Source organism: Kouleothrix sp. (assembly GCF_046328425.1).
In the GTDB taxonomy this organism is placed as follows: domain Bacteria; phylum Chloroflexota; class Chloroflexia; order Chloroflexales; family Roseiflexaceae; genus Kouleothrix.
Genome location: NZ_JAXLWP010000032.1, coordinates 51,865 through 78,543, shown reverse-complemented (window position 1 = coordinate 78,543; position 26,679 = coordinate 51,865). Strand labels below are relative to the sequence as shown.

The window sequence follows — 26,679 nt, the reverse complement described above, 5'->3', positions numbered from 1 at the left end:
CTAGGCTTGTACAGGCTTATGCAGAAGTTATGAGTTACAAGCGATGAGTTTTGAATTACAACGCTTCCATTACAACTCAAAACTCAAGACTCAAAGCTCAAAACTTTTAACTCTATGACACGCATTCTGATAGCGGACGACGAGTTGACCGTTCGGCAGTTGCTCGAGCTGGTGTTGACCGGTCAGGGGTATGAGGTTGCATTGGCGGCGAATGGCGCTCAGCTGGTGCGTATGGCCCAGGAACGCGTCCCCGATCTGGTGTTGGTCGATCTGATGATGCCCCAGCTTGACGGTTACGAGGCCATCCGGCAGCTGCGCAACGATACCCGCACTGCCCACCTGCCAATGCTGATCCTGACAGCTAAATCGACCCTTGACGATGTTGTGACCGGGTTTGAGACCGGCGCGGACGATTATATTACCAAGCCGTTCAATATTCCCGAGCTGCTCGCGCGGATCAAAGGGCACCTGCGGCGCGCCTCGCAACAGCCGGTGCGCAACCCGCTGACTGGCTTGCCAGGCAATGTGCTGCTGACCGAAGAGCTGAAATACCGGCTGAGCCAGCCCGAGCAATTTGCGTACCTGTACGTCGATCTCGATAATTTCAAAGCGTTCAACGATACCTACGGCCCGGCGCGCGGCGACCGGGTGATCAAGCTGTTGGCCGAGGTGCTGTCCGAGGCGGTCGATGCGCACGGCACCGGGCCGGATTTCATTGGGCATATCGGCGGCGACGATTTCGCGGTGCTGACGACCCCGGCGGTGCTCGATGAGCTGTGCGCGGCGATCATCAGGATGTTCGACGAGCGCGTGCGCCTGCTGTACGACCCCACCGATCTCGCTCGTGGCTACTTGCAGGGTATCGATCGCCAGGGGGTCATGCGGCGCTTCCCGCTGATCACGCTGTCGATTGGCGTGGCTACCAACCGCAACCGGGCATTTGCCGATTATGAAGAGCTTAGCCGGGTGGCGGCCGAGATGAAGCAGTTTGCTAAGCAGGAGCCTGCCAGCTCGTACGCGGTGGATGTGCGCGGCGAGCGCGAGGCCGATGTGCCGGCCGAGCGGCGCGGCACCAAGCTGCCGGTGGTGCTGCTGGTGGCCGGCAATGCCCAGCCGCGCAAGACGCTGCGGCCGGCGCTGCACCAGAGCGGCTACCGGGTGCTCGAGGCTGCTGGCCTGCTCGAGGCGAATGTGCTGCTCTCGCAGGTGCCCGAGCTCGATCTGATCGTCGCCGATGTGCAGCTGGGCGATCAGCTGTGGGAGCTGGCCGCCTCGCTGCAGACCGATATGCCGGGCGTGCCGCTGCTGGCGCTTGTCGCCGACGAGCGCGACGAAGCCGCGGCGCGGGTGCACGGGATCACGGCGTTCGTGCGCCAGCCCTTTCAAATCGAAGATTTTCTCGCGATCGTTGCCCAATCGCTACGTCGCCAGGAGTGAACGCGTTGACGAAAAGCAGGATTGAGCTATGCCATCCCAGTACCTGATTGCGCTGCTGCTGGTTCTGATCGTGTTGGTTGTCCTCCTCGTGGCTCGAACGTCGCTGGCGAGCCAGTTCCACCGCCTCCGGCGACGCCTGTTCCCCCCTCCCCAGCCCCCGGCAAACACCGGTGTCACTATCATCCAATCCAACGGCGAAGAGTACGCGGTTCCACCCGAGCCCGCGCCGGCCGCGAGCCTGGCCGATCGCGCGCTAGCGCTGGGCCGCCAGCGCGCGCTGGTGCTGGTTGTCGTGGTGGGCCTGCTGGCGCTGCTGGCTGCGTGGCAGCTGTACCGGCTTGCTGCGGCACCAGCTGGCGGTCAGTTCGTCGTGCTGGTGGCGCCGTTCCACGAGCCCGGTGGCGCAGTGGGGCAGACTGGCCGCGAGGTCGCGGCTGCGCTGGCTGCGGCGCTGCCGAACGATACCGGCGGGCGGGTGGCCGCTCGCACGATCGCCGACCCGCCCGCCGACGCGGCAGCCGCGCTCGATCTGCTGAGCCGCGAGAATGCCGATGCGCTGGTGTGGGGCGATATTGCGGCGGGCGGGATGCTCGACCGCGCCACGCTGCAGCCGGTGCTGACGTACCGGCCGCGTGGGCCACTGGCCGCGCTTGGCTGGGACGGCTACGCCGGGCGCTTCGCCATGCCAACCGACTATGTGCTTGCGAGCAGCCCGATCAACGGCCAGGCGGTGCTGCGCGACCTGCTCGGGGCGCTGGCCGACTACGACGCCGGGCGGCTCGACCCGGCCTTTGACGGGCTTGGCCGGCTGATGAGCGACTACTCCGCGCTGGCGCCGACGCTGCCGCGAGCGCTGCGCGGCAATATCCTGTGGGCGCGCGGCGAGTTTCAGCAAGCTACCGGCGAGTACCAGGCCGCGCTGCTGGGCGTGTCGAGCGAGCGCGGCGCGGCCCAGTCGGCACTTCTGTACAACAACCTCGGCGCGATTCAGCACGACGCCGGCGATACTGCTGGCGCGGCAGCGTCGTTCGAGCAGGCGATCCAGGCCCTGCAGGGCCATGACCTGAGCGTGCTGCGCTACAACCTTGGCCTCCAGGCGCTGAGCAGCGGCAACACAGCCGATGCGGTCGTGGCGCTTGAGATCGCGCGCTCGCCGGATCTGCTGGGCGGCGCGAACCCGCCCGCCGCGCTGCTGCTGGCGCTGGGCGAAGCCTACCGCCAGAATGCGCAGTTTGAGCAGGCCAGCGCGGCAATTGCCGCCGCCGAGCGCCAGGCCGCTGCCGATGCCGCCGGCACAACCGCCGACATGCGCAATAGCGTCAGCGCGCGCCTGCAGGCCGATGCCGAAACCCAGCGCGCACTGCTCGCGCTGGCCCAGAGCGCCGGGGCGCGCGGCCCGCTGCTGTGGGAACTGCTTGGCAATAATGTGCGCCCGACGCGCGAGCTCGAAAGCGCGCGTAGCGATCTTGGGCGTGCAGTGGACGACACCCAGGTGGCCGCGCAGCTGTGGACACGGCTTTCGACGACCAAGGATGCCGCCGGCGAGCCGATCAGCGGGCAGGTGGCCATCAACCAGGCGCAGCAGGCCCAGGAGCAGCTGCGCGAGCGCCAGCGCTGGCAGGCGCTGGTGGAGCTGGCGCGCGGATCGCTGCAAAGCGCGCAAAAGCCTGGTGGCCTGGCGTCGGTATGGGCGGCGCTTGTCGGCGATCGCTCGCCGGTGGGCCGCGGCCGCAGCATCCTTGAAACTTTGCTCAAGAGCCAGCCCGGCGATGTCGATACGCTCGTGCTGCTGGGCAACAGCGCGCTGCTGAGCGGCAACAACGACGACGCGCTGGCGCAGTTCAACCGGGCGGCCGCGCTGGCTCCCCGGCGCCCCGAGCCGGCGTATGGCCAGGCGCTCGCGACGCTGCCATCCGATCGCGCCCGCGCCAAGCAGCAGATGGCCCAGGCAATTGCAAACAACCCGGCATTCTTCCCAGCGCGCCAGCGGCTGGCCGTGCTGGCCGAAGAGGATCGCGAGTGGGCCGCCGCCGCCGAGCAGCGCCGCTGGCTGGCGCAGAACCGCCCAAGCCTGCAGAACACGCTCGCGCTGGCCGCAGTGCTACAGCAGATCGGGCCGGGCGGTGCTGCCGAAGCCGAGCAGATCCTGCTGCCGCTCGCCAACCAGAATAACACCGAGGCGATGATCGCCCTCAGCGCGCTGTACGAAAAGCAGGGCGACGCCGACGGCGCGCGCCAGCTGCTTGAGCGCGCTCAGCAGGCCGCGCCGAATAGCTCGGAGGTGGCCTACCAGTATGGCCAGCTGCTCGAGCGCCAAAAGAACCCCGACGGCGCGCTGGCTGCATACAGCCACGCGATCGACCTGGACTCCGGCAATGTGCCGGCGCGCCTGGCGCTGGGCCGGCTGTACGCCGACCGTGGCGAGCCCGTCCAAGCCGGCCAGCAGTACCAGGTAGCGCTGAAAGCGGGCGCGAGCGATCCGCGCGAGCTCCAGCACGTGGGCGATGTGCTGCTGGCGAATGGCGAGTACGATGATGCCGCCACCGCGTATCAGAACGCAATCGACTCAATGAAGACATCCAACGCCGCGCTGGCGGCCGGCGATAGCGCCGAGCCGCAGGTTGAGCTCGCCGACCTGTACCATGGCCTGGCGCAGGCCAACCTGAAGCGCAACCTGCTCCCGGCAGCCGAGCAGGCCGAGCTCGAGGCGCTGAAGCTGCGCAGTGCGTTCCCGGCGGCGCTGGTGGGCCTTGGCGATATCGCGCTGCTGCGCGGCAACTCTCCGGTGGCCGCCCAGCAGTACGATGCCGCGCTGAAGCTCGACGCTAACCTCGTCGATGCCTACATTGGCCTGGGGCGCGCCCAGGGCGCACAGGGTAACTGGGCGACGGCGCTGGCGCACTTCAACGACGCCGCGCGCATCAAGCCCAAATCGCCCGAGGCGCACCTGTGGATCGGCGAGGCGCTCGTCCGCCCGCCGAACTCCAACCCGCAGGCCGCGATCGACCAGTACGTGCAGGCGTTGGCGCTGCGCGAGAACCGCTACCCCGAGGCTTACTTCGGGCTGGCCCAGGCGCAGATCGCCGCCAACCGGCCCGATCTGGCCGGCGAAAACCTGGCGCTGGCGCTGCAGCTCAAGCCGAACTACCCCGAGGCGCTACTGCTGCAGGGCAAGCTGAACGAGCAGCTTGGCAACGACAGCGCGGCGCTTGACTCATACACCCGCTCGATCAAGGCCGGCGGCCAGCTCGCCGAGCCATACTACCGCCGCGCACTGCTGTATATGCGCACCGACCAGCTCGATAGCGCGGCGAGCGACCTTGGCTCGGCGCTCAAGATCCAAGAGAACTTTTCCGAGGCGCACTACTGGCTTGGCCGCGTGTACCTGGCGCAGAGCAAGTTCAAGCAGGCGCGCGACGAGCTGGTGCTGGCGGTGAAGTATCGCGCGAATAGTTTCGCCGACGCGTACTTCTACCGCGGGCTGGCCGAAGAGCAGCTGGGCCTGCGCGAAGACGCAGTGCAGTCGTATCAGACGGCGCTCGAGCAGGATGGCAACGCCGCGTGGGTCGGCGAGGCGCGTGGCGCCGTGGCGCGGCTAAGCCAGCCATAGCTATCCGGCGCATTGGGCTATCGATCTGTGCCGGCGCGAGAACCAAAATCGGCAACGCTACGTAGTTCCAATTCGGCAAGGATGCAAAGGAGCAGGCCATGTCGCTTCTCGAAAACCAGCAGCATCTCGCGCCGGTGTGGGCGCGCTACACCGATATTATGGTCGAGCGCGGCGAGGGCGCGTGCCTGTACGCCGCCGACGGCCGCAGCTATCTTGATTTCACCTGCGGCATTGGCGTCACGAATACCGGCCACTGCCACCCGCGCGTGGTGGCGGCCATTCGCGAGCAGGCCGGGCTGCTGCTGCACGGCCAGGCCAACATCGTCTACCACCGCCCGATGCTCGAGCTGGTGGGCGCGCTACGCGAGCTGGTGCCGCCCACGCTCGACACCTTTTTCTTCAGCAACAGCGGCGCCGAGGCGGTCGAGGCCGCGGTGAAGCTCGCGCGCCAGGCCACCGGACGCACCGACGTGATCGTGTTCGGCGGGGGGTTCCATGGCCGCACGGCCGGGGCCATGGCGCTGACGTCGAGCAAAGGCAAGTATCGCGGCGGCTACGCGCCACTACCTTCGGGCGTGCATATCGCGCCGTACGCCTACTGCTTCCAGTGCGCAGTGGCGCGCGCTGCCGGCAAAAACACTGGCGCGATCTCGGCGGCGGCGCCGGCTACCGCCGAGTGCTGCGGCGAACCGCTGCGCCAGGTGCGGCATATTCTTCAGACGGAGACGGTGCCCGAAGATATCGCGGCAATACTGGTCGAGCCGGTGCTGGGTGAGGGCGGCTATGTCGTGCCACCGGCGTCGTTTCTTCAAGGGCTGCGCCAGATCTGCGACGAGCATGGCATCCTGCTGATCGCCGACGAGGTGCAAACCGGCTTTGGCCGCACCGGGTCGTTTTTCGCGGTCGAGCAGTTCGGCGTGACGCCGGATATTCTGATCATGGCCAAGGGCCTGGCGTCGGGGCTGCCGCTCTCGGGCATCGCGTCGCGGCGCGAGCTGATGGACCGGTGGCACCCTGGCTCGCACGGCGGCACCTACGGCGGCAATGCGGTGGCGTGCGCGGCGGCGGTTGCCACGATCGCCGCGATCGCCGAGGATCGGCTGGTCGAGAACGCGGCGCGCCTCGGGGCCGTGCTGAAGCAGGAGCTCGCCGCGCTACAGGTGCGCAACCGCGCGATTGGCGATGTGCGCGGGCTCGGGCTGATGATCGGCGTCGAGCTTGTTCGCCCCGACGGCGGCCCCGACGCGGCGCTGTGCAAGCGCGTGCTGGCCGGCTGCCGCGAGCACGGGCTGCTGCTGCTCAACTGCGGCTCGTACGACAACGTGGTGCGCTTCATCCCGCCGCTGGTGGTGAGCGACGAGCAGGTACGCCAGGCCGTGCGGATCTTCGAGCAGGCGCTGGCTGGCTGAGTGTTGAGTTCTGGGTATTGGGTTGTGGCTTGTACACTCCACGGGCCGTATCAGGCCAGTATTCTCTGGTAGGCACAGCTGAGTCGTAGCGGCTAGCGGTTCGTCACGGTGGTTTTGGCGCGGAGGCGTGCCGGAGGGCGCAGCCCCCTCTGCAGCTGCCCCGCCAAGCCATGTGGCCGACCGCTAGTTATAGAAGAATATGGCAACGCCGCAAGAAATGAAGGCAGTTCTTCAATCCTTTCAGTCGCAGCGCCTGCGCCGCGACCACGCCGACTTGGCGGCCGAACCGCAGTACCACGAGATCGCCGAGTTCTTTTTCGACGAAATGTACGGGCCGCGTGATTTCAAGGCGCGCGACGAGCAGGCCCACCGGCTGCACCAGTTCGTGCACCTCGCGCCGGGGCTGAACATCGGCGATGTGCAGAATGTGCTCGAGCTGCTCGACCTGACGAATATGCTCGACGATCTGGTTGTGCAGCGGCTGAACCAGCTGGGCGCGCCGCTCGACTTCGACGAGCCGCTGTACGAGCGCGCATACCGCGAGGCCGACAACTATAGCGATCGCGTGCACCAGATCGAGCTGGCGCGCCACGCGCTGTACAATGTGTACCGCATGGCCAAGCGCCCGCTCATCGGCGCGGTGCTCAACCGCACCCACGGCCTGGCCCAAACCGTCGGCATGGCCGATATCCACCGCTTCCTGCGCCTCGGCTTCAACTCGATCCAGTCGGTGCGCGACATCCACCGCTTTGTCGAGACGGTGTGCGTGCGCGAGCAGGATCGCCTCGATCGGATCTACGACGTGTAGCGCGCCTGGCAAGGCTGGCTGGAGCCACTACGCTTCACATAGCCACAAAGACGCAAAGAATATGCTGTTGCAGCGTGCCTTCGAGACTTTGTACCTTTGCGGCAAACGTCCTACGATCACCGTATTTGAAAAGCATCAGAACCTACGTAGCTGCGCTGTTCGGCTTCCTGAAGCCGTGCATCAGTGCCTGCGGCAGCACGGTGCTTTTTGATATCATGTGTCCAATTTCCGCGCGCAGCGCGGAAATTGGACACGTCCACAAGGAAAGTACCACTCTGCCGAAGGCTGAACACGCCAACTGCGTAAGCCCTAAGTATGATGGCTAGACCTGGCTTTTCAGCAGCGCCAGGTCGGCGTCGACCATCATATTGACGAGCTGCTCGAACGAGGTTTCGGGCTTCCAGCCGAGCGTGGCGCGGGCCTTGGAAGGGTCGCCCACCAGCAGATCAACCTCGGCGGGGCGCATGAAGCGCTCGTCGACCGCCACGTACTTGCTGTAGTCGAGCCCGGCGCGGCCGAATGCCAGCTCGCAAAACCGCCGCACCGACTGCGTCTGGCCGGTGGCGATCACATAGTCGTCGGGCTGCTCCTGCTGAAGCATCATCCACATCGCCTGCACATAATCGCCAGCGAAGCCCCAGTCGCGCTGCGCCTCGAGGTTGCCGAGCCGCAGCTCGCTGTCGAGCCCGAGCTTGATCCGCGCGACGCCATTGGTGATCTTGCGCGTGACGAACTCCAACCCACGCCGGGGACTCTCATGATTGAACAGGATGCCGCTGCTCGCGTGCATGCCGTAGCTCTCGCGGTAGTTCACGGTGATCCAGTGGCCGTACACCTTGGCCACGCCATACGGGCTGCGCGGGTAGAACGGCGTGGTTTCGCGCTGGGGCACTTCCACTACCTTGCCGAACATCTCGGAAGAGCTGGCCTGGTAGAAGCGAATGTCGGGGTCGACGATGCGGATCGCGTCGAGCATGCGCGTGACGCCGAGCGCGGTGGTTTCGCCCGTGAACACCGGCTGGCCCCACGAGGTCTGCACGAACGATTGTGCGGCCAGGTTGTACACCTCCTGGGGCCGGCACTCGCGCAGCAGGTTGATCATCGACACTTCGTCGAGCAAGTCGCCGGTGGTGAGCGTTACACTGTTCTGGATATGCTTGATCCGCTCGAAGTTGACGGTGCTCGAGCGGCGGATCATGCCGATCACCTCGTAGCCCTGGCCAAGCAGGAACTCGGCGAGGTAGCTGCCGTCTTGCCCGGTGATGCCGGTGATCAGGGCGCGCTTTGTTTTTGCCATGGTGCTTCCTTTGGTAGCGGTGCGTACACGGCGCCGCGTACGTTCGCTGCGATTCCTGCGCTACTATAGCCGAAAACCGTGGCTGTGTCTGCTAAGTGGCTTAGCGAGATGCCGCCCGCGCGAGGCGTTTTCAGCATCCGGCTGATCGCTTGGATTATGGTGGGGTTCGGGGCCGGCTTTGCCGCCCTCGAAATTTCGTTTTCTGGCGCCCGGCAAAGCCGGGCGCCGCACAAGAAAACACAAGTAATCAAACGGAGTTGGTATAACTCCTAGAAGTATAATCGGCGTATGATGCAACAGCCGGCCGAGAACCCTGAGTCGCTTGGCGCCCGGATCGCGCGGCTGCGCGCGGCGCGCGGCTGGACGCAGGAGCAGCTGGCGTTGCGGCTGGCGGCCTCGCGCGTGGCGGTGTCGCACTTCGAGCTGGGGCTGGCGCTGCCGAGCGAGCGCACGGTGGTGCTGCTGGCCGGCCTGTTCGGGCTCGACCCGCACGAGCTGGTGGCCGGCACCTCGTACCCGCCCGCCAAGGCCGAGCGGCTGCCGGCGGTGGCCTGCCGCTACACCGAAGCGGCGCACCAGCTTGCGCTGCTGGCGCGCGACCTGGCGTGGGCAGCGCGGCTGGGCGGCGACGCGCCAGGCGCGACGGCGGCCGAGTGGCGCGCCCGGCTGGCGGCGCTGCTCGGCACAACCTACGACGCCGAGGAGCGGCGTATGCTCGAGGCGGCGCTGCGCGAGCTGCTCTAGCTCTGGCTTACTCGCTAAATAGTACTACACTCGTACTATTTTGGTTATGCCGGGGTGGTATGGTAGGGGCGGAACACTTCTATAGCCAAGAGACGCCCATGACCCACATACCATCCACGTCCAACCGCCCGCGCCAGCCAGGGTACGAGTACATCTGTGCCGAGGCGTACTATGTGGCGATCGACACGCACCAGCACCTGCCGCTCTTCGAAGACGTGCAGCTGCGCATGATCGTCGAGCGCGCGTGGCGTGCGCTACCCGACCGGTTTCCGGCAGTGCGGCTAGACGCGTGGGCGGTGATGCCGAGCCACTTCCGCGCGGTTATATGGCTGAACGAGCCGAGCACGCCAATGGCGTTCAAGCCGTCGATCGGCACAGTGGTTGGCTCGTTCAAGGCGTTTGCGGCTGTGCAGTGGGCCGCGTGGCTGCGCGACGTGGCGCCCGAGCGCCCGGCCGAGGTATGGCAGCATGGCTTTTACGAGCAGTTCATCCGCGACGCACACCAGCTCACAAACGTACGCCGGTATATCGGCACCATCCCCGATAGTCATATCAACTCTGTTTGATCGCTTGCTTGATGGTGCGGGTTCGGGGGAGGCATTGCCGCCCCCGAACTTTGTTTTTGTGATGCCCTGCCTGGCAAAGCCGGACAGGGCATCACAAAAACAAAGCGGGCAAGCGGAGCTGGTATCAAAAGGGCGAAGGGTGCGCACCCTTCGCCCTTGGTTTTTCGCGGGGCAGGTTAGCGGGCCTGGGCGGCGGCCACGGCCTTCTGCGCGGCGTCGGCCAGGCTTTCGGCGGGCTGCAGCACCGACTCGGCCAGCAGCCGGCGGCCCTCGGCCTCGTTGGTGCCGACCAGGCGGGCGATCATGGGCACGTCGGTCTTCACCTCGTCGAGCGCGGCGATAATGCCGCGCGCCACCTCGTCGACGCGGGTGATGCCGCCGAAGATATTGAACATCACCGCCTTGACGTTCGGGTCGGCCAGGATGATCTGCAGCGCGGCCTTGACCTTGTCTTTGCCGGCGCCGCCGCCGATATCGAGGAAGTTCGCGGGCTCGCCGCCGTACAGCTTCACCACGTCCATGGTGGCCATGGCCAGGCCGGCGCCGTTGACCATGCAGCCAATGCTGCCGTCGAGCTTGATAAATGTGAGGCCGGCCTCGCGGGCCTTGCGCTCGGCCTCGGGCTCGTCGGAAGCATCGCGCATGGCCTCGAGGTCGGCGTGGCGGAACAGCGCCGAGTCGTCGAGCACGATCTTCGAGTCGAGCGCCTGCAGCGCGCCGCCGGGCAGCACCACCAGCGGGTTGATCTCGGCGAGGTTGGCGTCGGTATCCATATACGCCTTGTAGAGCGCGGTGGCGATCGACGCGAACTGGCGCGCCTGCTTGCCATCGGTGAGGCCGATGCCAAAGGCCAGCTGGCGCGCCTGGAACGGCTGCAGGCCCAGCGTCGGGTGCGCGGCCACCTTGACGATCGCGTCGGGGTTGGTTTTGGCAACCTCTTCGATCTCGACGCCGCCTTCGGCCGAGGCCATTAGCACAATGCGCTTGGCGGCGCGATCCATCACGACGCCGAGGTAGATCTCGCGCTCGTAGGTGATCGCCTCGGCCACCAGCACCTTCTCGACGGTAAGACCCTTGATGTTCATGCCCAGGATCTGCCCGGCCACCTGCTCGGCCTGCTCGGGCGTGTCGGCCAGCTTTACGCCGCCAGCCTTGCCGCGCCCGCCGACGAACACCTGGGCCTTCACCACCACGCGGCCGCCGATTTGCTCGGCGATCGCGCGCGCTTCGGCAGCGGTGGTGGCTACGCCGCCGCCGGTGACGGGTATGCCGTAGCGCGCCAGAATATCGCGCGCCTGATATTCGTGCAGTTTCATGCGAACTCCTTCTGATGCGGCGAGCAGGTGCCGGCGAGCATAGTAGCACGTTCGGTTGGAGGCGTCAACGCGGCTCGCAGCGATCATACACGCGGCCAGTTACAGTCGCCGATTCTTTTTATGCTATACTCGCAGCAACCAGGAGGAGTCTATGCCGAACATTCCTAGCACCCTGCTGGCACATACGTGCCGGCGGGTGCGGCGCCTACCCCGCCGCCAGGTAGCAGCGCGGCCTGCGCCCCCTGCTACCGAACAGGCGCTACAGAGCGCGAACGATCGGCTGAGCCTGGCGCTGGAGGCGCTCGATGGCTTTATCTACCACGCCGACCTGAGCGACCAGCGCGTCGAGCGGAGCGCTGGGCTGGCGAAAGTGCTGGGCTTTCACCCTGGCGATGTTCAGCCAACCATGGCCTGGTGGCAGGCGCAAATTCACCCCGACGACTATGTCCGCGCCACCAGGCAGGCGCGGGAAAGCAGGCTGGCAACCGACGGCCACTCGATCGAGTACCGCGCGCGCCACCGCGATGGCCACTATGTGACGGTGTGGGATCGCGCGCGGGTGCTGCGCGACGCGGCCGGCGCCGAGCGCTGGCTGGTGGGCACGACGGTAAACATCAGCGAGCGCAGCCAGATCGAGGCGGCGCTGCGCCGTAGCGAAGAGCGCTTCCGTGCCGTGCAGGATCTGTCGCTCGACGGCCTGAATATTCTGCGCGCGATCTACGACGCGCAGGGCCAGGTGGTCGATTTCGAGTATGAATACATCAACCCCACTGCCGAGCGGCTCGCGGGGATCTCCAACGCAGATCTGGCGGGCAAGCGCATGCGCGAAATATTCCCGGGCGCGCTCGAAACCAGCTTTTTCCAGCGCTACCTGAGCGTCGCCCAAACTGGCGAGCCGCAGGATTTCGAAAGCTATTTCGAGGCCGAAGGCATTAGCGGTTGGTTCCGCAACCTTGTGTACCGCTACGGCGATGGTATTATCATCGCGTTTACCGATATCAGCGCGCGCAAAGCTGCCGAGGCCGAGCGTGTGCAGCTGCTCGCGCGCGAGCAGGCCGCCCGCACCGAGGCCCAGGAGGCGGTGCGAGTGCGCGACGCGTTTCTGTCGATCGCCGCGCACGAGCTGCGCAACCCGCTCACGACGCTGCTGGGCAGCGCCGAGGCGCTGCAGCGCCGGATGCGCCGCGCCGGTACGCTTGCCGAGCGCGACGACGCCACGCTGGCGCTGATCGCCAGCCAGGCCCGCCGCCTGAACCAGATGATCGGCGACTTGCTGGATAGCTCGCGGCTCGAACGCGGCCAGCTGCAGATCGAGCGCCACCCGGTGAATCTGGTGGCGCTGGCGCGGCGGGTGTGCCAGTCGGTGCGCGCTGGCCTCGGTAGCCATACGATCGAGCTAAGCTGCCCGCGCGGCGCGCTGGTGGTGGACGGCGATGAGCTGCGGCTCGAGCAGGTGCTGCATAATCTGCTTGGCAATGCGATCAAGTATAGCCCCGGCGGCCAGGTGCGCGTGCGCGTCGAGCGCCGGCCCGGCCGGGCCGTGGTGGCTGTGGCCGACGAGGGCGTTGGTATTGCGCCCGAGGTGCTGCCGCAGCTGTTTCAGCGTTTCTTCCGTGCCGACGACCCGGCGGTGCGGCAGGCGAGCGGCGTGGGCGTGGGCTTGTATGTGGTGAAAGAGATCGTGACGCTGCATGGCGGCGATGTGAGCGTGGCCAGCCGGCCAGGCGCTGGCAGCACGTTTAGCTTCTGGCTTCCGGTGCGCGCCGAAGCCGCCCCGGCTGCCACGCGTACCGAGTAGCCACGGCCGGCGGGTATGGCGATGGCTTGAGGCCGCGCGATGAAAATGAGGTTCAAGCATGAAACGTATCAACACGATCGTCACGCTCTACTCGCTCACGGCGCTGGTGATCATCATTGAGCGGCTCTTGCCGGCCACGCGCATGCTCTTGCAGCCATACAACTTCATCCGTCTGCACGAGCTAAACCAGACGGTGATCTTTCTGACAATTACGGTGATACTGTCGTTCTTTGTGCTGCAGTCGGTCACGGGCAATTTCCAGGCGCTTCAGCAGCGCGCGAATGTTGCGCTGGCGGCGGTGTTTTTGGGCGGCGCGTACCTGTACGGCGCGGGCGAGGGCTGGCACGAGGTGGCGAGCTTTACGCTCAATACATACTGCGACACGCGTGTTGTGGCGGGTGACCTATGCAATGGGCTCTTTATAAACGATTACTACGCCGGCAACCTGATCTTCTTTGTGGGCGGCGTGCTGATGAATAGCGTGCTGCTCGTATTCGCCACGCAGCGCGCCTCCGAGCGCTTCGATACCAAAGATATGGCGATACTGCTGGTGAATAGCCTGGTGTACGCGTTTACCTGGTTTGCGTACGCCGCGTTTGATGTGGTGCTGCTTGGGCTGTTTTTTGCGGCGCTGCTGGCGCTGATCTCGCTCGTGGCGTTTGCGAAGGTGCGCTGGAACGCGCGCGAGTACCCGTACATTACCTATGGGGCGGTCGCGTATACGCTGGCAACCATAGCGACGGTGCTGTACCGGTTTGCCTAGGTGCAGGGGATACTCTGCTTTGTTGACACGACAAACGCAGTGCGCGTTTTTGCCTTCGGCAGAGCGGTACCTCATTCCGTAGAGGTGTCCAATTTCCGCGCACAGCGCGGAAATTGGACACGATGATCAAAAAGAACCGTGCTGCCGCAGGCACCATGCACGGCTTCGGGAAGCCGAACAGCGCAACTGTGTAAGCCCTAAAAAAGAGGAAGTGAGAGCAATGCAGAGCCAACCTGGCGAGGAGGCGCTCGCGGCATGGCAGGCGTTTCTTGCGACGCCGCTCGACGCCGTGCTGGATCGGCAGCGCGCCGAGCGCCCCGAGCACGCCGCGCTCGCGCTGTTCCACGCGGCGGTGGCGCGCGTGCCGGCCTACCGGGCGTTTCTTGCCGAGCATGGCATCGACCCGGCGACGGTGCGCGAGCCGGCCGACTTCGCGCGCCTGCCGCTGGTGACGAAAGACAACTACCTGCGGCGCTTTTCGCTGGCCGAGCTGTGCCGCGATGGCGCGCTGGCGGCCTGCGCCATGATCGCGGTGTCGTCGGGATCGACCGGGCAGCCGACCTTCTGGCCGCGCGCGCTGGCCGACGAGCTGCAGATCGCCAGGCGCTTCGAGCAGGTGTTCCACGACAGCTTTCGCGCCGACGAGCGCCGCACGCTGGCGGTGGTGTGCTTCGCGCTGGGCACCTGGGTTGGCGGCATGTTTACCGCCGCGTGCTGCCGCTACCTGGCCGCCAAGGGCTACCCGATCAGCGTGATCACGCCGGGCAACAACCGCGACGAGATCCTGCGGGTGGTTGGCGAGCTCGGCCCGGCCTACGAGCAGGTGGTGCTGCTCGGCTACCCGCCGTTTCTGAAGGACGTGGTAGACGCCGGGCGCGCGCGCGGGCTCGACTGGTCGCGGCTGCGCGTGAAGTGGGTGATGGCCGGCGAGGTGTTCAGCGAAGAGTGGCGCACGCTGGTGGGCGAGCGCGTCGGCGCCTCCGAGCCGTGCTTCGACTCGGCCTCGCTGTATGGCACCGCCGACGCGGGCGTGCTGGCGAACGAGACGCCGCTGAGCATCTGCATCCGCCGCTGGCTGGCGGCACACCCTGCCGACGCGGCCGAGCTGTTCGGCGAGGCGCGCCTGCCCACGCTGGCGCAGTACGACCCGCTGAGCCGCTTTTTCGAGGCGCGCGACGGCACGCTGCTGTTCTCGGGCGAGAATGGCATCCCGCTGATCCGCTACCATATCGCCGACACCGGCGGTCTACTGGGCTACAACGATCTGCTGGCCTGGCTGGCCGGGCGTGGCTTCGACCCGCTGGCCGAGCTTGGCGCCGGCGCGCGCGGCGTGCGGCCGCTGCCGTTCGTGTATGTGTTCGGCCGCTCGCATTTCACCATCTCGTACTTTGGCGCGAACATCTACCCCGAAAACGTGACGGTCGGGCTCGAGCAGCCGCCGATCACCGGCTGGGTGACGGGCAAGTTCGTGCTTGAGTCGCGCGAGGATGCCGATCGCAATCGCTTTCTGGCGATTGCGGTGGAGCTGGCGCCTGGCGTGGCCGCCGACGACGCCAAGGCCGGCGCGATCGCCGAGTCGATCGTGACACAGCTGCGGCGGCTCAACAGCGAGTTCGCCAACTACGTGCCGCCCGAGTACCAGCTGCCGCGCGTGACGCTGCGGCCGCTCGGCGACCCGGAGTACTTCCCGGTTGGCGTGAAGCACCGCTATACGCGTAAAGGCGCCTAGCGCGCCCCACGCTGGTCGCTTGCTTGCGCGGGTTCGGGGGCGGCACTGTCGCCCCCGAAATTTTGGGATGCCCCGCCCGGCCAAGCCGGGCAGGGCATCCCAAAGCGAATGTGAGCAAGGCGATGCGCTGCTTCACCGCCCGGCCTTGGCTGTGAGGCGCTACTCGCCGGTGCTGGCGCGCTCGTCGCGCGAGAGGATGGCGTAGATCTCGCGGCGCGTGCTGTCGAGCAGCTTCATCACCGCCTGCACCTGCTCGGGGGTGCCGTGCTTGCCTACCTGCATCACGCTGGCAATCAGGCTCATGCTAGTCTGGCGCAGCTCGTTCAGCTCGAGGCCCGGCCCACGCCAGCCTGGGCCGCGCCACTCGGGGCCGGCGGGCTGGCGCTCGGCCAGCAGCTGCCTGCCCGAGTCGGTGATCGTGTACACCCGCTTGCCCTCAACCGTCTCGCTCGTCAGGTGGCCCTCGTCTTCGAGCAGCTGCAGCGTCGGGTAGACCGAGCCGGGGCTGGGGCGGTAAAAGCCGCCGTAGCGCTGCTCAAGCTCTTTGATCAGCTCGTAGCCGTGGCGCGGCTGCTCGGCCAGCAGCTCGAGCAGGGCGAACTTGATGTCGCCGCGGCGCTGCCGCCGCCGCCCGCCGCCGTCTTCGTCGAATGGCCGCCCGCCGAAAGGCCCGCCGTGCGGGCCGCCAAACGGGCCGCGCGGGATGAAGTGCTCGAACGGCTCGTCGTCGTGCGCGAACCAAAACCGCCGGCGCAGCCGGTCGGCCGGGCTAAAGTGCTCGTGGTGGTGCTGGTGCGGTGGGCCGTGGTGCTCGTGCTCGGGCGCCTCGCCTTCCCACGGGCGCCGGAATGGTCGTCGAAACATTGTATGTGCTCCTTTTCTTGTTACGATAACGATATATCGTGATGGCTCGTAGAATATCACGATATATCGCTAAAGTCAAGAGGCAATTTTCGGCGATCGGCGAGCTGGTTGCGAGGGGCACAGGCGCACGCCGGCCCGCTCGCGCAAGCGCGAGCGGGCCGGCGTATGTGATACCAAATTCGCTTTATTACTGCCACTTTGGTGGGGGTTTGGGGGCGGCGAAGACGCCCCCAAATTTCTTGTGTTGCACTCCGTGGCGAAGCCACGGAGTGCAACACAAGCTATACGTGATCAAGCGAACAGCGTATGAGGATGCCGCTGGTGCGGCTAGCCCAGGGCTGCTTTAAACACCTCGGAGAGGCGGCGCACGCCCTCGACGATTGTGTCGGGCGGGGAGAACGAGAAGTTGAGCCGCATGGTGTTGGTGCCGCCGCCGTTGGCGTGGAAAGCGCCGCCCGGCACGAACGCGACCTTGCGCTCGAGCGCGCGCGCCAGCAGATCGGTGGTGTTGTAGCCGGCGGGCAGTGTGATCCACAGGAACATCCCACCGTCGGGCTTGGTCCAGCGCGCGCCGGCCGGCAGGTACTGCTCGAGCGCGCCGAGCATGGCGTCGCGCCGCTGCTGGTACACCGCGCGGATGCGCGGGATCTGGCGAGCCAGCAGGCCATCGCGGCAGGCCTCGTAGGCGATCGCCTGAGCCAGCGAGCTGGTGTGCAGGTCGAGCCCCTGCTTCACCTGAACCATGCGGCGCAGCAGCACCTCGGGCGCCACGGCCCAGCCCACCCGCAGGCCCGGCACCAGCAGCTTCGAGAAGGTGCTGAGGTAGAGCACGTGGCGCGGCGCGCCGTGGCGCTCGATATCGAGCGCGGCCAGCAGCGGCGGCGCCGCGCCGCTGTAGCGCAGCTCGCCATACGGGTCGTCCTCGACGATCGGCAGGCCGTGGCGCGCGGCCAGCGCGATCAGCGCGCGGCGCCGCTCGGCCGAGAGCGTGACGCCGGTGGGATTCTGAAAGCTGGCGACGGTGTAGAGGAACTTCGGCGCTTGGCCGGCGGCGGCCAAATCGGCCAGCGCGCGCTCGACACCCTCGATCTGCAGGCCGTCGTCGTCCATCGGCAGCGTCACAAAGCGCGGCCGGTAGGGCCGGAACGCCTGCAGCGCGCCCACGTAGGTTGGCTCCTCGACCAGCACCACGTCGCCGGGGTCGACCAGCAGCTTGGCGATCATGTCGAGGCCCTGCTGCGAGCCATTGGTGACAAGCAGGTGCTCGGGGCCGATGCTCAGGCCGCGCGCGCGCATCAGCTCCACCAGAAACGCGCGCAGCGGCGGAAAGCCCTCGGTGGGGCCGTACTGGAGCACGCGCCCGGCCTCGTTGGCCAGCACGCGCTCGGCGGCTAGTGCGATCTCCTCGGCCGGAAAACAGTCGGGCGAGGGCAAGCCGCCCGCAAACGAGATCACGCCAGGCTCCTCGGTAACCTTCAGCAGCTCGCGGATGGCCGAGCTGCTGATGTTGCCGACGGCGCTGGCCCAGTGCGCTTCCCAGAGCTGGCCGGCCGAATCAGAGGCGGTGATTGTCATAGGTGTTGCTCCGGCTAGGTGGCTACTTGCGGCGGCGTCCGCGGAAGTAGCCGCTGCGATACGACAGCCCGACCACAATGATCAGCACCACCAGAATGATCAGGCATTCGGGTGTGCCAAGGCGAAAGAACATGGCAGCTCCTTGTTCGAGCCTGGCCGCTAGTATACTCGCAGCCGGCCCTCGGCGATAGCGACAAGTCGGGCTGGTATGTCGCGACAATGGCGCATGCGATGCGGGCACTCCCCGCGCGGGAGGTGTGGGGGCCGCAGCCAGCGCGCGCATCGCGACAATTATAGATCGCTGCGGGTGCGACTGCCGCGAACTACGTAACCGAGAATACGTAATTTACCTGATGCGTCACCGCACCGTCCATGATATATATACAGTATCAGCCCGCAAGCTCTTGGAGCGGCAGGGGGTGGAGGCAGAGGACTGGCGAAGCGTGTGCTGGCGCTCGAGGCTCGCTCATCCCCGACGATGCGTATCGGGTATTCGCCCGGTACCGGCTTTGTGCTGCGCCGAAATCTGAAATGTGAGGTGATCCATGGCGACGGCCTATTCACACGAGGCATTCGCCGGCCAGCTGAACACGAAATTCTGGCTGGCGGCCGCTGGCGAACCGCTGGCACTTGAGCTGATCGAGGTTTCGCCACTACGCCGCAACGCACCCTACGAATCGTACTCGCTCGAGCTGCGCGGGCCGTCCGGCCGCTATATTCCCCAGGCCTCGTACCGCATGGATCACGCCGCGCTCGGGCAACTCGAGATCTTCATCGTGCCGGTTCGCCAGGATCGGCAGGGCCTGTACTACGAGGCTTCCTTCAATTGCCTGAGCGCCGAGGCGGCGCCATGAGCACACCGGCGATCTGGCTGCGCCCGGCCAAGGCAAGCGACATGCCGCTGCTGTACCAGGTATACGCCAGCACGCGGCTCGACGAGCTGGCGCTGCTGGGCTGGAGCGCCGCGCAGCAGCACGCGTTTCTGGCCCAGCAGTTCGAGGCCCAGCACCAGCACTACCATACCTACTCCGCAGGCGCCGACTTTCTGGTGATCATGTGCGGCGAGCAGCCAATCGGCCGGATGTACGTCGATCGCCGCGCCGACGAGATCCGCCTGATCGATATCGCGCTGCTGCCCGCGCGGCGCGGCGCCGGCATTGGCTCGCGCCTGCTGCACGAGCTGCTGAGCGAGGCAGCGGCCTGCGGCAAGCCGCTGCGCATCCATGTCGAAAAGTTTAACCCGGCGCTGCGGCTGTACCAGCGGCTGGGCTTTGCCCTGGTCGAGGATCGCGGGATGTACTGGTTTATGGAATGGGCGCCGCCGGCCCGTCAGCCTGTGGCCAGCGGCGCGCAGGCGCTAGCCCCGGCATAGTGTTCGGCAGTACTGGCTGTAGTGAGAAAGGAAGAACATGAGCGACCCCTATATTGGCGAGATCCGCTTGTTTGGCGGCAATTTCGCGCCCTATGGATGGTTTTTCTGCGATGGCTCGACGCTGCAGATCTCGCAGTACGAGACCCTGTTCAGCCTGATCGGCACGACCTACGGCGGCGATGGCCAAACGACCTTCCAGCTGCCCGACCTGCGCGGGCGCCTGCCCATCCACCAAGGCCAGGGCAATGGCCTCTCGCTCCGAGTGATAGGCCAGCCTGGCGGCGCAGAGCAGGTGACGCTGCTCCAGGGCCAGCTTCCGGTACACAACCATTCTGCCTTAGCCAATTCCGGCGCCGGCAACAGCGACGAGCCGGCCAACAACTACTGGTCGGGCTCGGCCACCGTGCCGCAGTTTGTGCCCGGCGACCAGGCCAACACCAACATGAACACTGCGGCGATCGGCGCGAGCGGCGGGAGCATGCCACACGAGAACATGCAGCCGTACCTGGCCGTGAGCTTCATCATCGCGTGGCAGGGCATTTATCCGTCGCAAAATTAGTGTGAGGGTGCAAATGGGAGATCCATTTATCGGCGAGATCCGCATGACTTCGTGGGGCTTCGCCGCCAAAGGCTGGGCGCTGTGCAATGGCCAGATCATGCAGATCAACCAGAACCAGGCGCTGTTCTCGCTCCTTGGCACGATGTACGGCGGCGACGGCGTGACCACCTTCGCGCTGCCGGACCTGCGTAGCCGCGTGCCGATCCACTTCACACCGCAGTATGTGCAGGGCTCGAAGAGCGGCGAGGAAACCCATACGCTCGCCGTGAACGAGATGCCTATGCACACGCACACTATCTCTGGCAGCAACAACCCTGCCGACCAGCCCATCCCGCAGGATGCCTTCTGGGCGGCCAAATCGACGCAGTCGCCGTTCGCCAGCACCGCAAACTCCAGGATGTGGGATGGCGCGATCGCCATCGCCGGCGGCGGCCAGCCGCACGAGAATATGCAGCCGTACCTGACGATCTCGTTTATGATCGCGCTCGTCGGGATCTATCCGCCGCGTAACTAACACGAGGGCGCGGTCGCCCACGATACGGGCCTACTAGCTCATAGCATACAGGGGGCAAGATATATGTCTGATCCATTCATAGGCGAGATCCGGGTCGTTGGCTTCAACTACGCGCCGCAGGGCTGGGCGTTCTGCAATGGCCAGCTTATGTCGATCCAGCAGAACACGGCGCTATTCTCGCTGCTGGGCACCACCTACGGCGGCAATGGCACGACAAACTTCGCGCTGCCGAACTTCCAGGGCATTGCGCCGATGAACTGGGGCCAGGGGCCGGGCCTGAGCTATCGCGACCTGGGCGAGACCGCCGGGGTGACGAGCGTGACGCTGCTCGAGAGCGAAATGCCCGCGCACGCGCATATCGCCAAGGCCAGCGGCAATAGCGCTAGCGCCACCGACCCGACGAACGGGATATGGGCCGTGGGCGGCGAGCCGCGCGCCGCCGTGCCGATGTACACCGCCAACGCCAGCAGCCCGGCGGCCATGAATGTCGGGGCGCTGACGCCGCAGGGCCAGAGCCAGGCGCATAACAATATGCAGCCCTACCTGACGCTGAACTTTATTATCGCGCTGCAGGGAATTTTCCCACAGCGCCCATAGCAACCAAGGTTAGAGAAAGCCATGATGCTGGGTGGGGCAAGTGGCCCCGCCCTTTTCTGCGCTGAGGTGCAGCGCGCCCGCCGCCTCACTCAACCCGGCGCATACCGCTACAGGAGCAGTACCCATGGGGAAACATCTGTCTCAATTACCCACCTGGCGCGCCGGGCGCGCCGCGTTCGCGCTGCTGCTGGCGCTCGCGGCGCTGCTGGCCGTGCCGCCGTCTGCGCGCGCCGCCAGCACGATCAATGTGACCACAACTGCCGATGAGAACGGCGCTGGCACTGGCTGCTCGTTGCGCGAGGCGCTGGCCTCGGCCAACAGCAACACCAACGTCGGCGGCTGCACCGGCTCGGGCGGCGGCGTGCCGTTTACGATCAACCTGCCGGCCGGCACCTACAACCTGACCGTCGACGAGCTGCAGATCGGCGATGCCAGCAACACCGACACCCGCATCGTCGGCGCCGGCGCGAGCAGCACGATCATCCGGCAGACGACCGCCAACCGGCGCGTGTTTGATGTCAACCCCCCAGTGAGCTCTGTGGCCGCGCCGAATGTGGCCCTCAGCATCTCTGGGGTGACGATCACCGGCGGCAATTCGCCAAGCGACAACTTCGGCGGGGCGGGGGTGTTCGCCGGCGGCCCGGGCAACTCGCTGACGCTCAGCAACTGCGTCATCAGCGGCAACAGCTTGCCCGCCGGTGTCTTCAACGTCGGCGCCGGCGTCAGCTATAGCGGCGGCGGCGTGCTGACGATCAACAACTGCCAGTTCGACAACAACACCGCCGCCAACGTGGGCGGCGCGATCAACTACAGCCTGCTTAACAACTCTGGTGCGGCCGGGCAGGGCGGGCTGAGCATCACCAACAGCAGCTTCTCGAACAACTCGGCTGGGGCTTCGAACACCGGCGCCGGCGGCGCGATCCGCGTGGCGATCGCGACGACGCAGGCGCTCAGCGCCTTTACAATTTCGAAGAATAGTTTCACCAGCAACCAGGCCACTGCCGGCTTTGGCGGGGCGATCTATGATGCCGGCTCGCAGTCTTCGACGATGCAGTTCAACCGCTTTTTCAACAATAGCGCCAGCCAGGGCTCGGGCATCTACAAAGCAAACGGCTCGGGCGGCACGCTTGACGCGACTGAAAACTGGTGGGGCTGCAACGCCGGGCCGGGCAGCACCGGCTGCGACACAATCGGCGGCCTGACGAGCAGCATCACTGCTGCGCCGCGCCTGGTGATGAGCCATACGCCGGCCTCGTCGACGCTGCTGCAGGGCAATTCCACCACCCTCACCGCCAGCTTCCTGACCGACTCGGCCGGGTCGGCGGTGGCAGCTTCGAACCTTGGCGCGATCATCGGCGAGCCGATCACCTTCAACAACGCCACGCGCGGCTCGCTCTCGAGCATACAGACGACGGTGCAGTCGAATGGCACCGCTACCGCCTCGTTTACCGCCGGCAACACTTCGGCGGCCTGTGGCGCGGGCGGCGCCGACGCCGTGTTCGACAACCAGACGCTCACGGCGGGCGTTTCTGTGGAGTGTGTTGGCGACCTGACCGCCACGCTCGCCAACAATGTGGGCGACAGCGCGGTGGTCGGCCAGAGCTGGACGTGGACGGCCACGATTGCGAACGGCGGCGTTGGCGCGGTGAACTTCAGCAGCGGCCAGACGGTGTTCAGCGCCAACCTGCCCAATAGCGCCAACATCACCTACGGGACGCCGACATCGAATAACCCGAACGTCGCGTGTAGCATCAACGGCAGCAAGGATCTCGTCTGCACCGCCAGCTCCGGGCTGTCGATTGCGTCGTCTGGCTCGCTCACCGTGTCGTTCAGCGCGACCGCCAGCGCGACTGGCGGCTACGCTGTGCCGCGCAACGGCGGCAGCTGCGCCGCCGACCCCGGCAGCGTGGTGACGGAAAGCAACGAGGCCAACAACGCCTGCAGCAACACCGTGACGGTGGGCAAGGCCAGCACGACCACCTCGATCACCTCGGACACTCCCGATCCCTCGACCCAGGGCCAGGCCGTGACGGTGCAGTACACCGTGGCGGTGAGCGCGCCCGGCGCGGGCACGCCGAGCGGCAATGTCACGGTAAGCGACGGCGTCGACAGCTGCACTGGCACGGTTGCCGCCGGGCAGTGCAGCATCACGCTGAACACCAGCGGCAGCCGGACGCTCACGGCCACATACCAAGGCGATGGCAGCTTCAGTGGCAGCACCTCGGCCGACGAGCCGCACACCGTCAACCCGGCGGCGCAGGGGCCGCAGATCACCACGCAGCCGCAGGATCAGACGACATGCGTGAATGGCACTGTGACGTTCACGGCGGCGGCGAGCGGCACCCCAACGCCGACGGTGCAGTGGCAGTTCAGCACCGACAACGGTGCGACCTGGAGCAATATCAGCGGCGCGACTTCCACGTCGCTCTCGATCCAGGCGAACGCATCCGATAATGGGACGCGGTTCCGCGCGGTGTTCACGAACAGCTCGGGCAGCGTGGCCACGAACGCGGCGACGCTGACGGTCAACACCGCGCCGACGATCACCACCCAGCCGGCGAACAAGTCGGTGGCGGCAGGCACCACGGCAACGTTCACAGCGGCGGCGAGCGGGCGGCCGACGCCGACGGTGCAGTGGCAGGTGAGCGACGACAACGGCGCGACTTGGAGCAACCTGGCGGGCGAGACGAGCACGACGCTGAGCTTCACCGCTCAGAGCGGCGACAACGGCAAGCAGTACCGCGCGGTCTTCAGCAACGGCTGCGGCACCGCCACCACAAACGCCGCCACGCTGACGGTCACCACCCCGGACACGACAGCGCCCAACACGACGATCGATACGCCGGTGCCTCCCGACCCGAGCAGCAGCAATGCGGCGACGTTCTTCTTCCACGGGTCGGACGACCAGACGGCGCCAGCGAAGCTGACCTTCGAGTGCAACCTCGATAACGGCGGCTTCGCGGGCTGCACGAACCCGCAGAGCTATAGCAACCTGGCCAACGGCCAGCACACCTTCGAGGTGCGCGCGAAAGACGAGGCCGGCAACGTCGACCCGACGCCGGCGAGCTACACCTGGACGATCAACGTGCCGGCGAAGATCGACACGACCACGACGATCACCTCGGACACGCCCGATCCCTCGGCACAGGGCCAGGCCGTGGTTGTGAAGTACACGGTTGTGCGGAACAGCGGCAGCGGCACGCCCACTGGCAATGTCACGGTAAGCGACGGCGTCGACAGCTGCACCGGCACGGTTGCCGCCGGGCAGTGCAGCATCACGCTGAACACCAGCGGCAGCAGGACGCTCACGGCCACATACCAGGGCGACAGCAACTTCAATGGCAGCACCTCGGCTGGCGTTCCGCACACCGTGACCTCGGGCGGATCGACCACGCCGACGTGCAACAACCTGACGGCGACGATCTATGTCAAAAACGGCAAGATCGTCGGCGGGCCGGACAACGGCAAGACCTTCACCGGCAAGCTGAAAGGCACGAAAAACGCCGACGTGATTGTCGGCACCGAGGGCAATGATACGATCGAGGGCGATAACGGCAACGACGTGATCTGCGGCCTCGGCGGCAACGACACGCTGCGCGGCAACAACGGCGACGACTACATCGACGGCGGCAGCGGCAACGATAAAGTTGACGGCGGCAGCGGCAACGACACGCTGATCGGCGGTGAGGGCGACGACACGCTCGAGGGCAACGACGGCAACGATACCCTGAACGGCGGGAGCGGCAAGGATCGGCTCGAGGGTGGCAAGGGCAACGACACGCTCACCGGCGGCCCCGGCCCCGACAAGTTCAGCGGCGGGCCTGGCACCGACACCGCGACCGATTTCAACCCGGCCGAGGGCGATACCAAGGACTCTATCCCCTAAGCGGCGGGCCTGTGTCGGGCGAGCGGGCTGGTGCGACGCCCTTCGATGCCCTCGCCCGCTCCCTTGGCAGGGGAAAGGAAACCAAAGGCAGCGTGGCGGTTTCGGCTTTGCCGAAACCGCCACGTTGCATCTCGCGCCGCCATTCGCCTGCTATACTTACGCCAAGGCATGTTTCAAATCAGCTAGAGCTTACCGCGCCGGGCGGCGCAAGGAGGCAGGTATGGCAGTACAACCCGATATGATAGGCATCATCGTGAGCGACATGGCCCGCGCGCTGGCGTTCTACCGGCTGCTGGGGCTGGCGATCGCCGAAGGCGCCGAGGCTGAGGGGCACGTGGAGGTGATCACCCCCAACGGCTACCGGATCGCGTGGGATAGCGAGGATATGATCCGCAGCTTCGACGCCGATTGGCAGCCGCCACGCGGCCAGCGCATCGGCCTGGCGTTCAAGTGCGATAGCCCGGCCGATGTCGATGCGCTGTACCGCCAGATCGTGGCTGCCGGCTTCCATGGCCACAAGCAGCCGTGGGATGCGTTCTGGGGCCAGCGCTACGCCCAGGTCGCCGACCCCGACGGCACAGTGATCGATTTGTTCGCGCCGCTGGGCTAAGCGCAGGTTCGGGGGCGTCATTGCCGCCCCCGAAATTTCTTTGAGTGATACGCTGTTCGCTTGATCACGTATCGATTGTGTTGCACGACGTGGCGAAGCCACGTCGTGCAACACAATAAGAGCCGCATTGCAAATAAGGGGTGCGGAGGGGCTATGCTGGCGGTCGGCCACAGTTCCAGTGGCCGCCACCCGCCAGAAAAAGTGGATACTTGAGGACGAAGTCCTCCAAACCACCCTTTTCAAACGGCTTCTAAGAAATTTGGGCGGCGAAGCCGCCCCAAACCCCCACCAAAGTGTAAATAATCAAGCGAATTTGGCATTACCCAGACTCTCCCTCGCTCAGCACCTGGCGCGTCACGGCGCGCGCGGCTGCCTCGTGCTCGCTGCGCCAGCGCTGCTCGCGCGCCGACCTGACGATCAGATCGCGCACTTCCTCGGGCGAGTCGCAGAGCACCAGCAGGTTCAGGTCGGCCTCGGCGATCTTGCCGCCCGCCAGCATTGTGTCGCGCAGCCAGCCGATCAGGCCCTGCCAGTAGGCCGAGCCGAACAGGATGACTGGGAAATCTTGCACCTTGCCGGTCTGGATCAGCGTCAGCGCCTCGAACAGCTCGTCCATGGTGCCGAAGCCGCCGGGGAAGATCACGAACGCCTGCGCGTACTTCACGAACATCATCTTGCGCACAAAAAAGTAGCGGAACTCGATCGCGATATCGACAAACGCGTTCACGCCTTGCTCGAACGGCAGCTCGATATTCAGGCCCACCGACTTCGCGCCGGCCTGGCGCGCGCCGTGGTTGCCGGCCTCCATGATCCCCGGCCCGCCGCCGGTGATGATCGTGAAGCCGGACTCGCCCAGCAGCCGCGCGGTGGTTTCGGCTGCGGCGTACATCGCGTCGCCCTCGCGGATGCGCGCCGAGCCGAAGATTGTCACCGCCTGGCCCAGCCCGGCCAGCGCGTCGAAGCCCTCGACAAACTCGCCCATGATCCTGAACACGCGCCACGGGTCGGAGTGCGTGAAATCCGGCTCGGCGCGCGGGCTCGCCAGCAGCCGCTCGTCCTCGGTCTGCTTGCCGCTGATCACCGCGCGGTTGAGCGATCGGTGGGCGTGCTTGCGCTGCGACTGGCCGCGCCGCCGGTCTTTGTTGGCCATTGAGTGCTCGCTTTCGATTGTGCGCATTGTTGCGTCATGTGCTGCAGCGTGGCGGGAATGCAAGCCGAGCCAGCC

General features: G+C 66.1%; 21 protein-coding genes. 16 read left to right on the top strand and 5 right to left on the bottom strand.

The annotated features are described in order from the left end of the window. Positions 1 to 114: 114 nt before the first annotated feature. The 4 genes from U0177_RS24465 to U0177_RS24450 all read left to right on the top strand — a co-directional run bounded on the left by U0177_RS24465 (position 115) and on the right by U0177_RS24450 (position 7,264). Positions 115 to 1,437 carry a response regulator gene (locus U0177_RS24465; RefSeq protein WP_409573292.1) on the top strand — a complete coding sequence of 441 codons (1,323 nt, stop codon included), beginning with the start codon at positions 115 to 117 and terminating at the stop codon, positions 1,435 to 1,437. 28 nt (positions 1,438 to 1,465) lie between these two features. Then, positions 1,466 to 5,047: a tetratricopeptide repeat protein gene (locus U0177_RS24460; protein WP_409573291.1), complete on the top strand. Its 3,582-nt coding sequence runs from the start codon at positions 1,466 to 1,468 to the stop codon at positions 5,045 to 5,047. A gap of 98 nt (positions 5,048 to 5,145) precedes the next feature. Beyond that, positions 5,146 to 6,456: an aspartate aminotransferase family protein gene (locus tag U0177_RS24455; protein WP_409573290.1), complete on the top strand. Its 1,311-nt coding sequence runs from the start codon at positions 5,146 to 5,148 to the stop codon at positions 6,454 to 6,456. Positions 6,457 to 6,655: 199 nt separating this feature from the next. Further along, positions 6,656 to 7,264, top strand: a complete 609-nt coding sequence (locus tag U0177_RS24450) for an FFLEELY motif protein (RefSeq protein ID WP_409573289.1) — start codon at positions 6,656 to 6,658, stop codon at positions 7,262 to 7,264. A gap of 322 nt (positions 7,265 to 7,586) precedes the next feature. Here U0177_RS24450 and gmd read toward each other — a convergent pair whose 3' ends face one another. Then, complete coding sequence (gmd, locus tag U0177_RS24445; RefSeq protein ID WP_409573288.1) at positions 7,587 to 8,561, bottom strand: GDP-mannose 4,6-dehydratase; 975 nt, start codon at positions 8,559 to 8,561, stop codon at positions 7,587 to 7,589. 288 nt (positions 8,562 to 8,849) lie between these two features. Here gmd and U0177_RS24440 point away from each other — a divergent pair, with 288 nt between their 5' ends. Continuing rightward, positions 8,850 to 9,305 carry a helix-turn-helix domain-containing protein gene (locus tag U0177_RS24440; protein ID WP_409573287.1) on the top strand — a complete coding sequence of 152 codons (456 nt, stop codon included), beginning with the start codon at positions 8,850 to 8,852 and terminating at the stop codon, positions 9,303 to 9,305. 98 nt (positions 9,306 to 9,403) lie between these two features. Continuing rightward, positions 9,404 to 9,871 carry a hypothetical protein gene (locus tag U0177_RS24435; RefSeq protein ID WP_409573286.1) on the top strand — a complete coding sequence of 156 codons (468 nt, stop codon included), beginning with the start codon at positions 9,404 to 9,406 and terminating at the stop codon, positions 9,869 to 9,871. Positions 9,872 to 10,047: 176 nt separating this feature from the next. Here U0177_RS24435 and sucC read toward each other — a convergent pair whose 3' ends face one another. Further along, positions 10,048 to 11,187 carry an ADP-forming succinate--CoA ligase subunit beta gene (sucC, locus tag U0177_RS24430; protein ID WP_409573285.1) on the bottom strand — a complete coding sequence of 380 codons (1,140 nt, stop codon included), beginning with the start codon at positions 11,185 to 11,187 and terminating at the stop codon, positions 10,048 to 10,050. Between the two features lie 151 nt (positions 11,188 to 11,338). On the opposite strand from sucC, the gene U0177_RS24425 reads away from it, so the two are divergent. The 3 genes from U0177_RS24425 (at position 11,339) to U0177_RS24415 (ending at position 15,477) form a co-directional block, all read left to right on the top strand. After that, positions 11,339 to 12,985, top strand: coding sequence for an ATP-binding protein (locus U0177_RS24425; protein WP_409573284.1), 1,647 nt, complete (start codon positions 11,339 to 11,341; stop codon positions 12,983 to 12,985). Between the two features lie 58 nt (positions 12,986 to 13,043). Beyond that, a complete protein-coding gene (locus U0177_RS24420) occupies positions 13,044 to 13,748 on the top strand; it encodes a hypothetical protein (RefSeq protein WP_409573283.1) in 705 nt (234 codons plus the stop codon). 220 nt (positions 13,749 to 13,968) lie between these two features. Then, positions 13,969 to 15,477, top strand: coding sequence for a phenylacetate--CoA ligase family protein (locus tag U0177_RS24415; protein ID WP_409573282.1), 1,509 nt, complete (start codon positions 13,969 to 13,971; stop codon positions 15,475 to 15,477). A 159-nt stretch (positions 15,478 to 15,636) separates the two neighbouring features. Here the strand turns inward: U0177_RS24415 and U0177_RS24410 are convergent, their stop codons facing one another. After that, positions 15,637 to 16,341, bottom strand: coding sequence for a PadR family transcriptional regulator (locus U0177_RS24410; protein WP_409573281.1), 705 nt, complete (start codon positions 16,339 to 16,341; stop codon positions 15,637 to 15,639). Positions 16,342 to 16,668: 327 nt separating this feature from the next. After that, complete coding sequence (locus U0177_RS24405) at positions 16,669 to 17,916, bottom strand: PLP-dependent aminotransferase family protein (RefSeq protein WP_409573280.1); 1,248 nt, start codon at positions 17,914 to 17,916, stop codon at positions 16,669 to 16,671. Between the two features lie 545 nt (positions 17,917 to 18,461). On the opposite strand from U0177_RS24405, the gene U0177_RS24400 reads away from it, so the two are divergent. The 7 genes from U0177_RS24400 (at position 18,462) to U0177_RS24370 (ending at position 25,454) form a co-directional block, all read left to right on the top strand. After that, positions 18,462 to 18,770 carry a DUF6916 family protein gene (locus U0177_RS24400; protein WP_409573279.1) on the top strand — a complete coding sequence of 103 codons (309 nt, stop codon included), beginning with the start codon at positions 18,462 to 18,464 and terminating at the stop codon, positions 18,768 to 18,770. Beyond that, entirely contained in the window at positions 18,767 to 19,288 is a 522-nt protein-coding gene (locus U0177_RS24395; protein ID WP_409573278.1) for a GNAT family N-acetyltransferase, read from the top strand. Before U0177_RS24400 ends, U0177_RS24395 begins: the two co-directional genes overlap by 4 nt. A 37-nt stretch (positions 19,289 to 19,325) precedes the next feature. Further along, the gene (locus tag U0177_RS24390; protein WP_409573277.1) at positions 19,326 to 19,847 is read left to right on the top strand and encodes a phage tail protein; all 522 of its coding nucleotides are present in this window, start codon (positions 19,326 to 19,328) and stop codon (positions 19,845 to 19,847) included. Between the two features lie 13 nt (positions 19,848 to 19,860). Next, positions 19,861 to 20,361, top strand: a complete 501-nt coding sequence (locus U0177_RS24385) for a phage tail protein (protein ID WP_409573276.1) — start codon at positions 19,861 to 19,863, stop codon at positions 20,359 to 20,361. Between the two features lie 63 nt (positions 20,362 to 20,424). After that, complete coding sequence (locus U0177_RS24380; RefSeq protein WP_409573275.1) at positions 20,425 to 20,958, top strand: phage tail protein; 534 nt, start codon at positions 20,425 to 20,427, stop codon at positions 20,956 to 20,958. A 124-nt stretch (positions 20,959 to 21,082) separates the two neighbouring features. Beyond that, positions 21,083 to 24,844, top strand: coding sequence for a beta strand repeat-containing protein (locus U0177_RS24375; protein ID WP_409573274.1), 3,762 nt, complete (start codon positions 21,083 to 21,085; stop codon positions 24,842 to 24,844). Between the two features lie 220 nt (positions 24,845 to 25,064). Further along, entirely contained in the window at positions 25,065 to 25,454 is a 390-nt protein-coding gene (locus U0177_RS24370) for a VOC family protein (protein ID WP_409573273.1), read from the top strand. A gap of 319 nt (positions 25,455 to 25,773) precedes the next feature. Here the strand turns inward: U0177_RS24370 and U0177_RS24365 are convergent, their stop codons facing one another. Then, positions 25,774 to 26,631 (bottom strand): TIGR00730 family Rossman fold protein, encoded by an 858-nt coding sequence (locus U0177_RS24365; protein ID WP_409573272.1) that lies wholly within the window; start codon positions 26,629 to 26,631, stop codon positions 25,774 to 25,776. Positions 26,632 to 26,679: the final 48 nt, after the last annotated feature.

Excerpts from the sequence above, each read along its gene's own strand:
- U0177_RS24465 (WP_409573292.1), top strand. The coding sequence starts at position 115 with ATGACACGCATTCTGATAGCGGACGACGAGTTGACCGTTCGGCAGTTG.
- U0177_RS24460 (WP_409573291.1), top strand. The coding sequence starts at position 1,466 with ATGCCATCCCAGTACCTGATTGCGCTGCTGCTGGTTCTGATCGTGTTG.
- U0177_RS24455 (WP_409573290.1), top strand. The coding sequence starts at position 5,146 with ATGTCGCTTCTCGAAAACCAGCAGCATCTCGCGCCGGTGTGGGCGCGC.
- U0177_RS24450 (WP_409573289.1), top strand. The coding sequence starts at position 6,656 with ATGGCAACGCCGCAAGAAATGAAGGCAGTTCTTCAATCCTTTCAGTCG.
- gmd (WP_409573288.1), bottom strand. The coding sequence starts at position 8,561 with ATGGCAAAAACAAAGCGCGCCCTGATCACCGGCATCACCGGGCAAGAC.
- U0177_RS24440 (WP_409573287.1), top strand. The coding sequence starts at position 8,850 with ATGATGCAACAGCCGGCCGAGAACCCTGAGTCGCTTGGCGCCCGGATC.
- U0177_RS24435 (WP_409573286.1), top strand. The coding sequence starts at position 9,404 with ATGACCCACATACCATCCACGTCCAACCGCCCGCGCCAGCCAGGGTAC.
- sucC (WP_409573285.1), bottom strand. The coding sequence starts at position 11,187 with ATGAAACTGCACGAATATCAGGCGCGCGATATTCTGGCGCGCTACGGC.
- U0177_RS24425 (WP_409573284.1), top strand. The coding sequence starts at position 11,339 with ATGCCGAACATTCCTAGCACCCTGCTGGCACATACGTGCCGGCGGGTG.
- U0177_RS24420 (WP_409573283.1), top strand. The coding sequence starts at position 13,044 with ATGAAACGTATCAACACGATCGTCACGCTCTACTCGCTCACGGCGCTG.
- U0177_RS24415 (WP_409573282.1), top strand. The coding sequence starts at position 13,969 with ATGCAGAGCCAACCTGGCGAGGAGGCGCTCGCGGCATGGCAGGCGTTT.
- U0177_RS24410 (WP_409573281.1), bottom strand. The coding sequence starts at position 16,341 with ATGTTTCGACGACCATTCCGGCGCCCGTGGGAAGGCGAGGCGCCCGAG.
- U0177_RS24405 (WP_409573280.1), bottom strand. The coding sequence starts at position 17,916 with ATGACAATCACCGCCTCTGATTCGGCCGGCCAGCTCTGGGAAGCGCAC.
- U0177_RS24400 (WP_409573279.1), top strand. The coding sequence starts at position 18,462 with ATGGCGACGGCCTATTCACACGAGGCATTCGCCGGCCAGCTGAACACG.
- U0177_RS24395 (WP_409573278.1), top strand. The coding sequence starts at position 18,767 with ATGAGCACACCGGCGATCTGGCTGCGCCCGGCCAAGGCAAGCGACATG.
- U0177_RS24390 (WP_409573277.1), top strand. The coding sequence starts at position 19,326 with ATGAGCGACCCCTATATTGGCGAGATCCGCTTGTTTGGCGGCAATTTC.
- U0177_RS24385 (WP_409573276.1), top strand. The coding sequence starts at position 19,861 with ATGGGAGATCCATTTATCGGCGAGATCCGCATGACTTCGTGGGGCTTC.
- U0177_RS24380 (WP_409573275.1), top strand. The coding sequence starts at position 20,425 with ATGTCTGATCCATTCATAGGCGAGATCCGGGTCGTTGGCTTCAACTAC.
- U0177_RS24375 (WP_409573274.1), top strand. The coding sequence starts at position 21,083 with ATGGGGAAACATCTGTCTCAATTACCCACCTGGCGCGCCGGGCGCGCC.
- U0177_RS24370 (WP_409573273.1), top strand. The coding sequence starts at position 25,065 with ATGGCAGTACAACCCGATATGATAGGCATCATCGTGAGCGACATGGCC.
- U0177_RS24365 (WP_409573272.1), bottom strand. The coding sequence starts at position 26,631 with ATGCGCACAATCGAAAGCGAGCACTCAATGGCCAACAAAGACCGGCGG.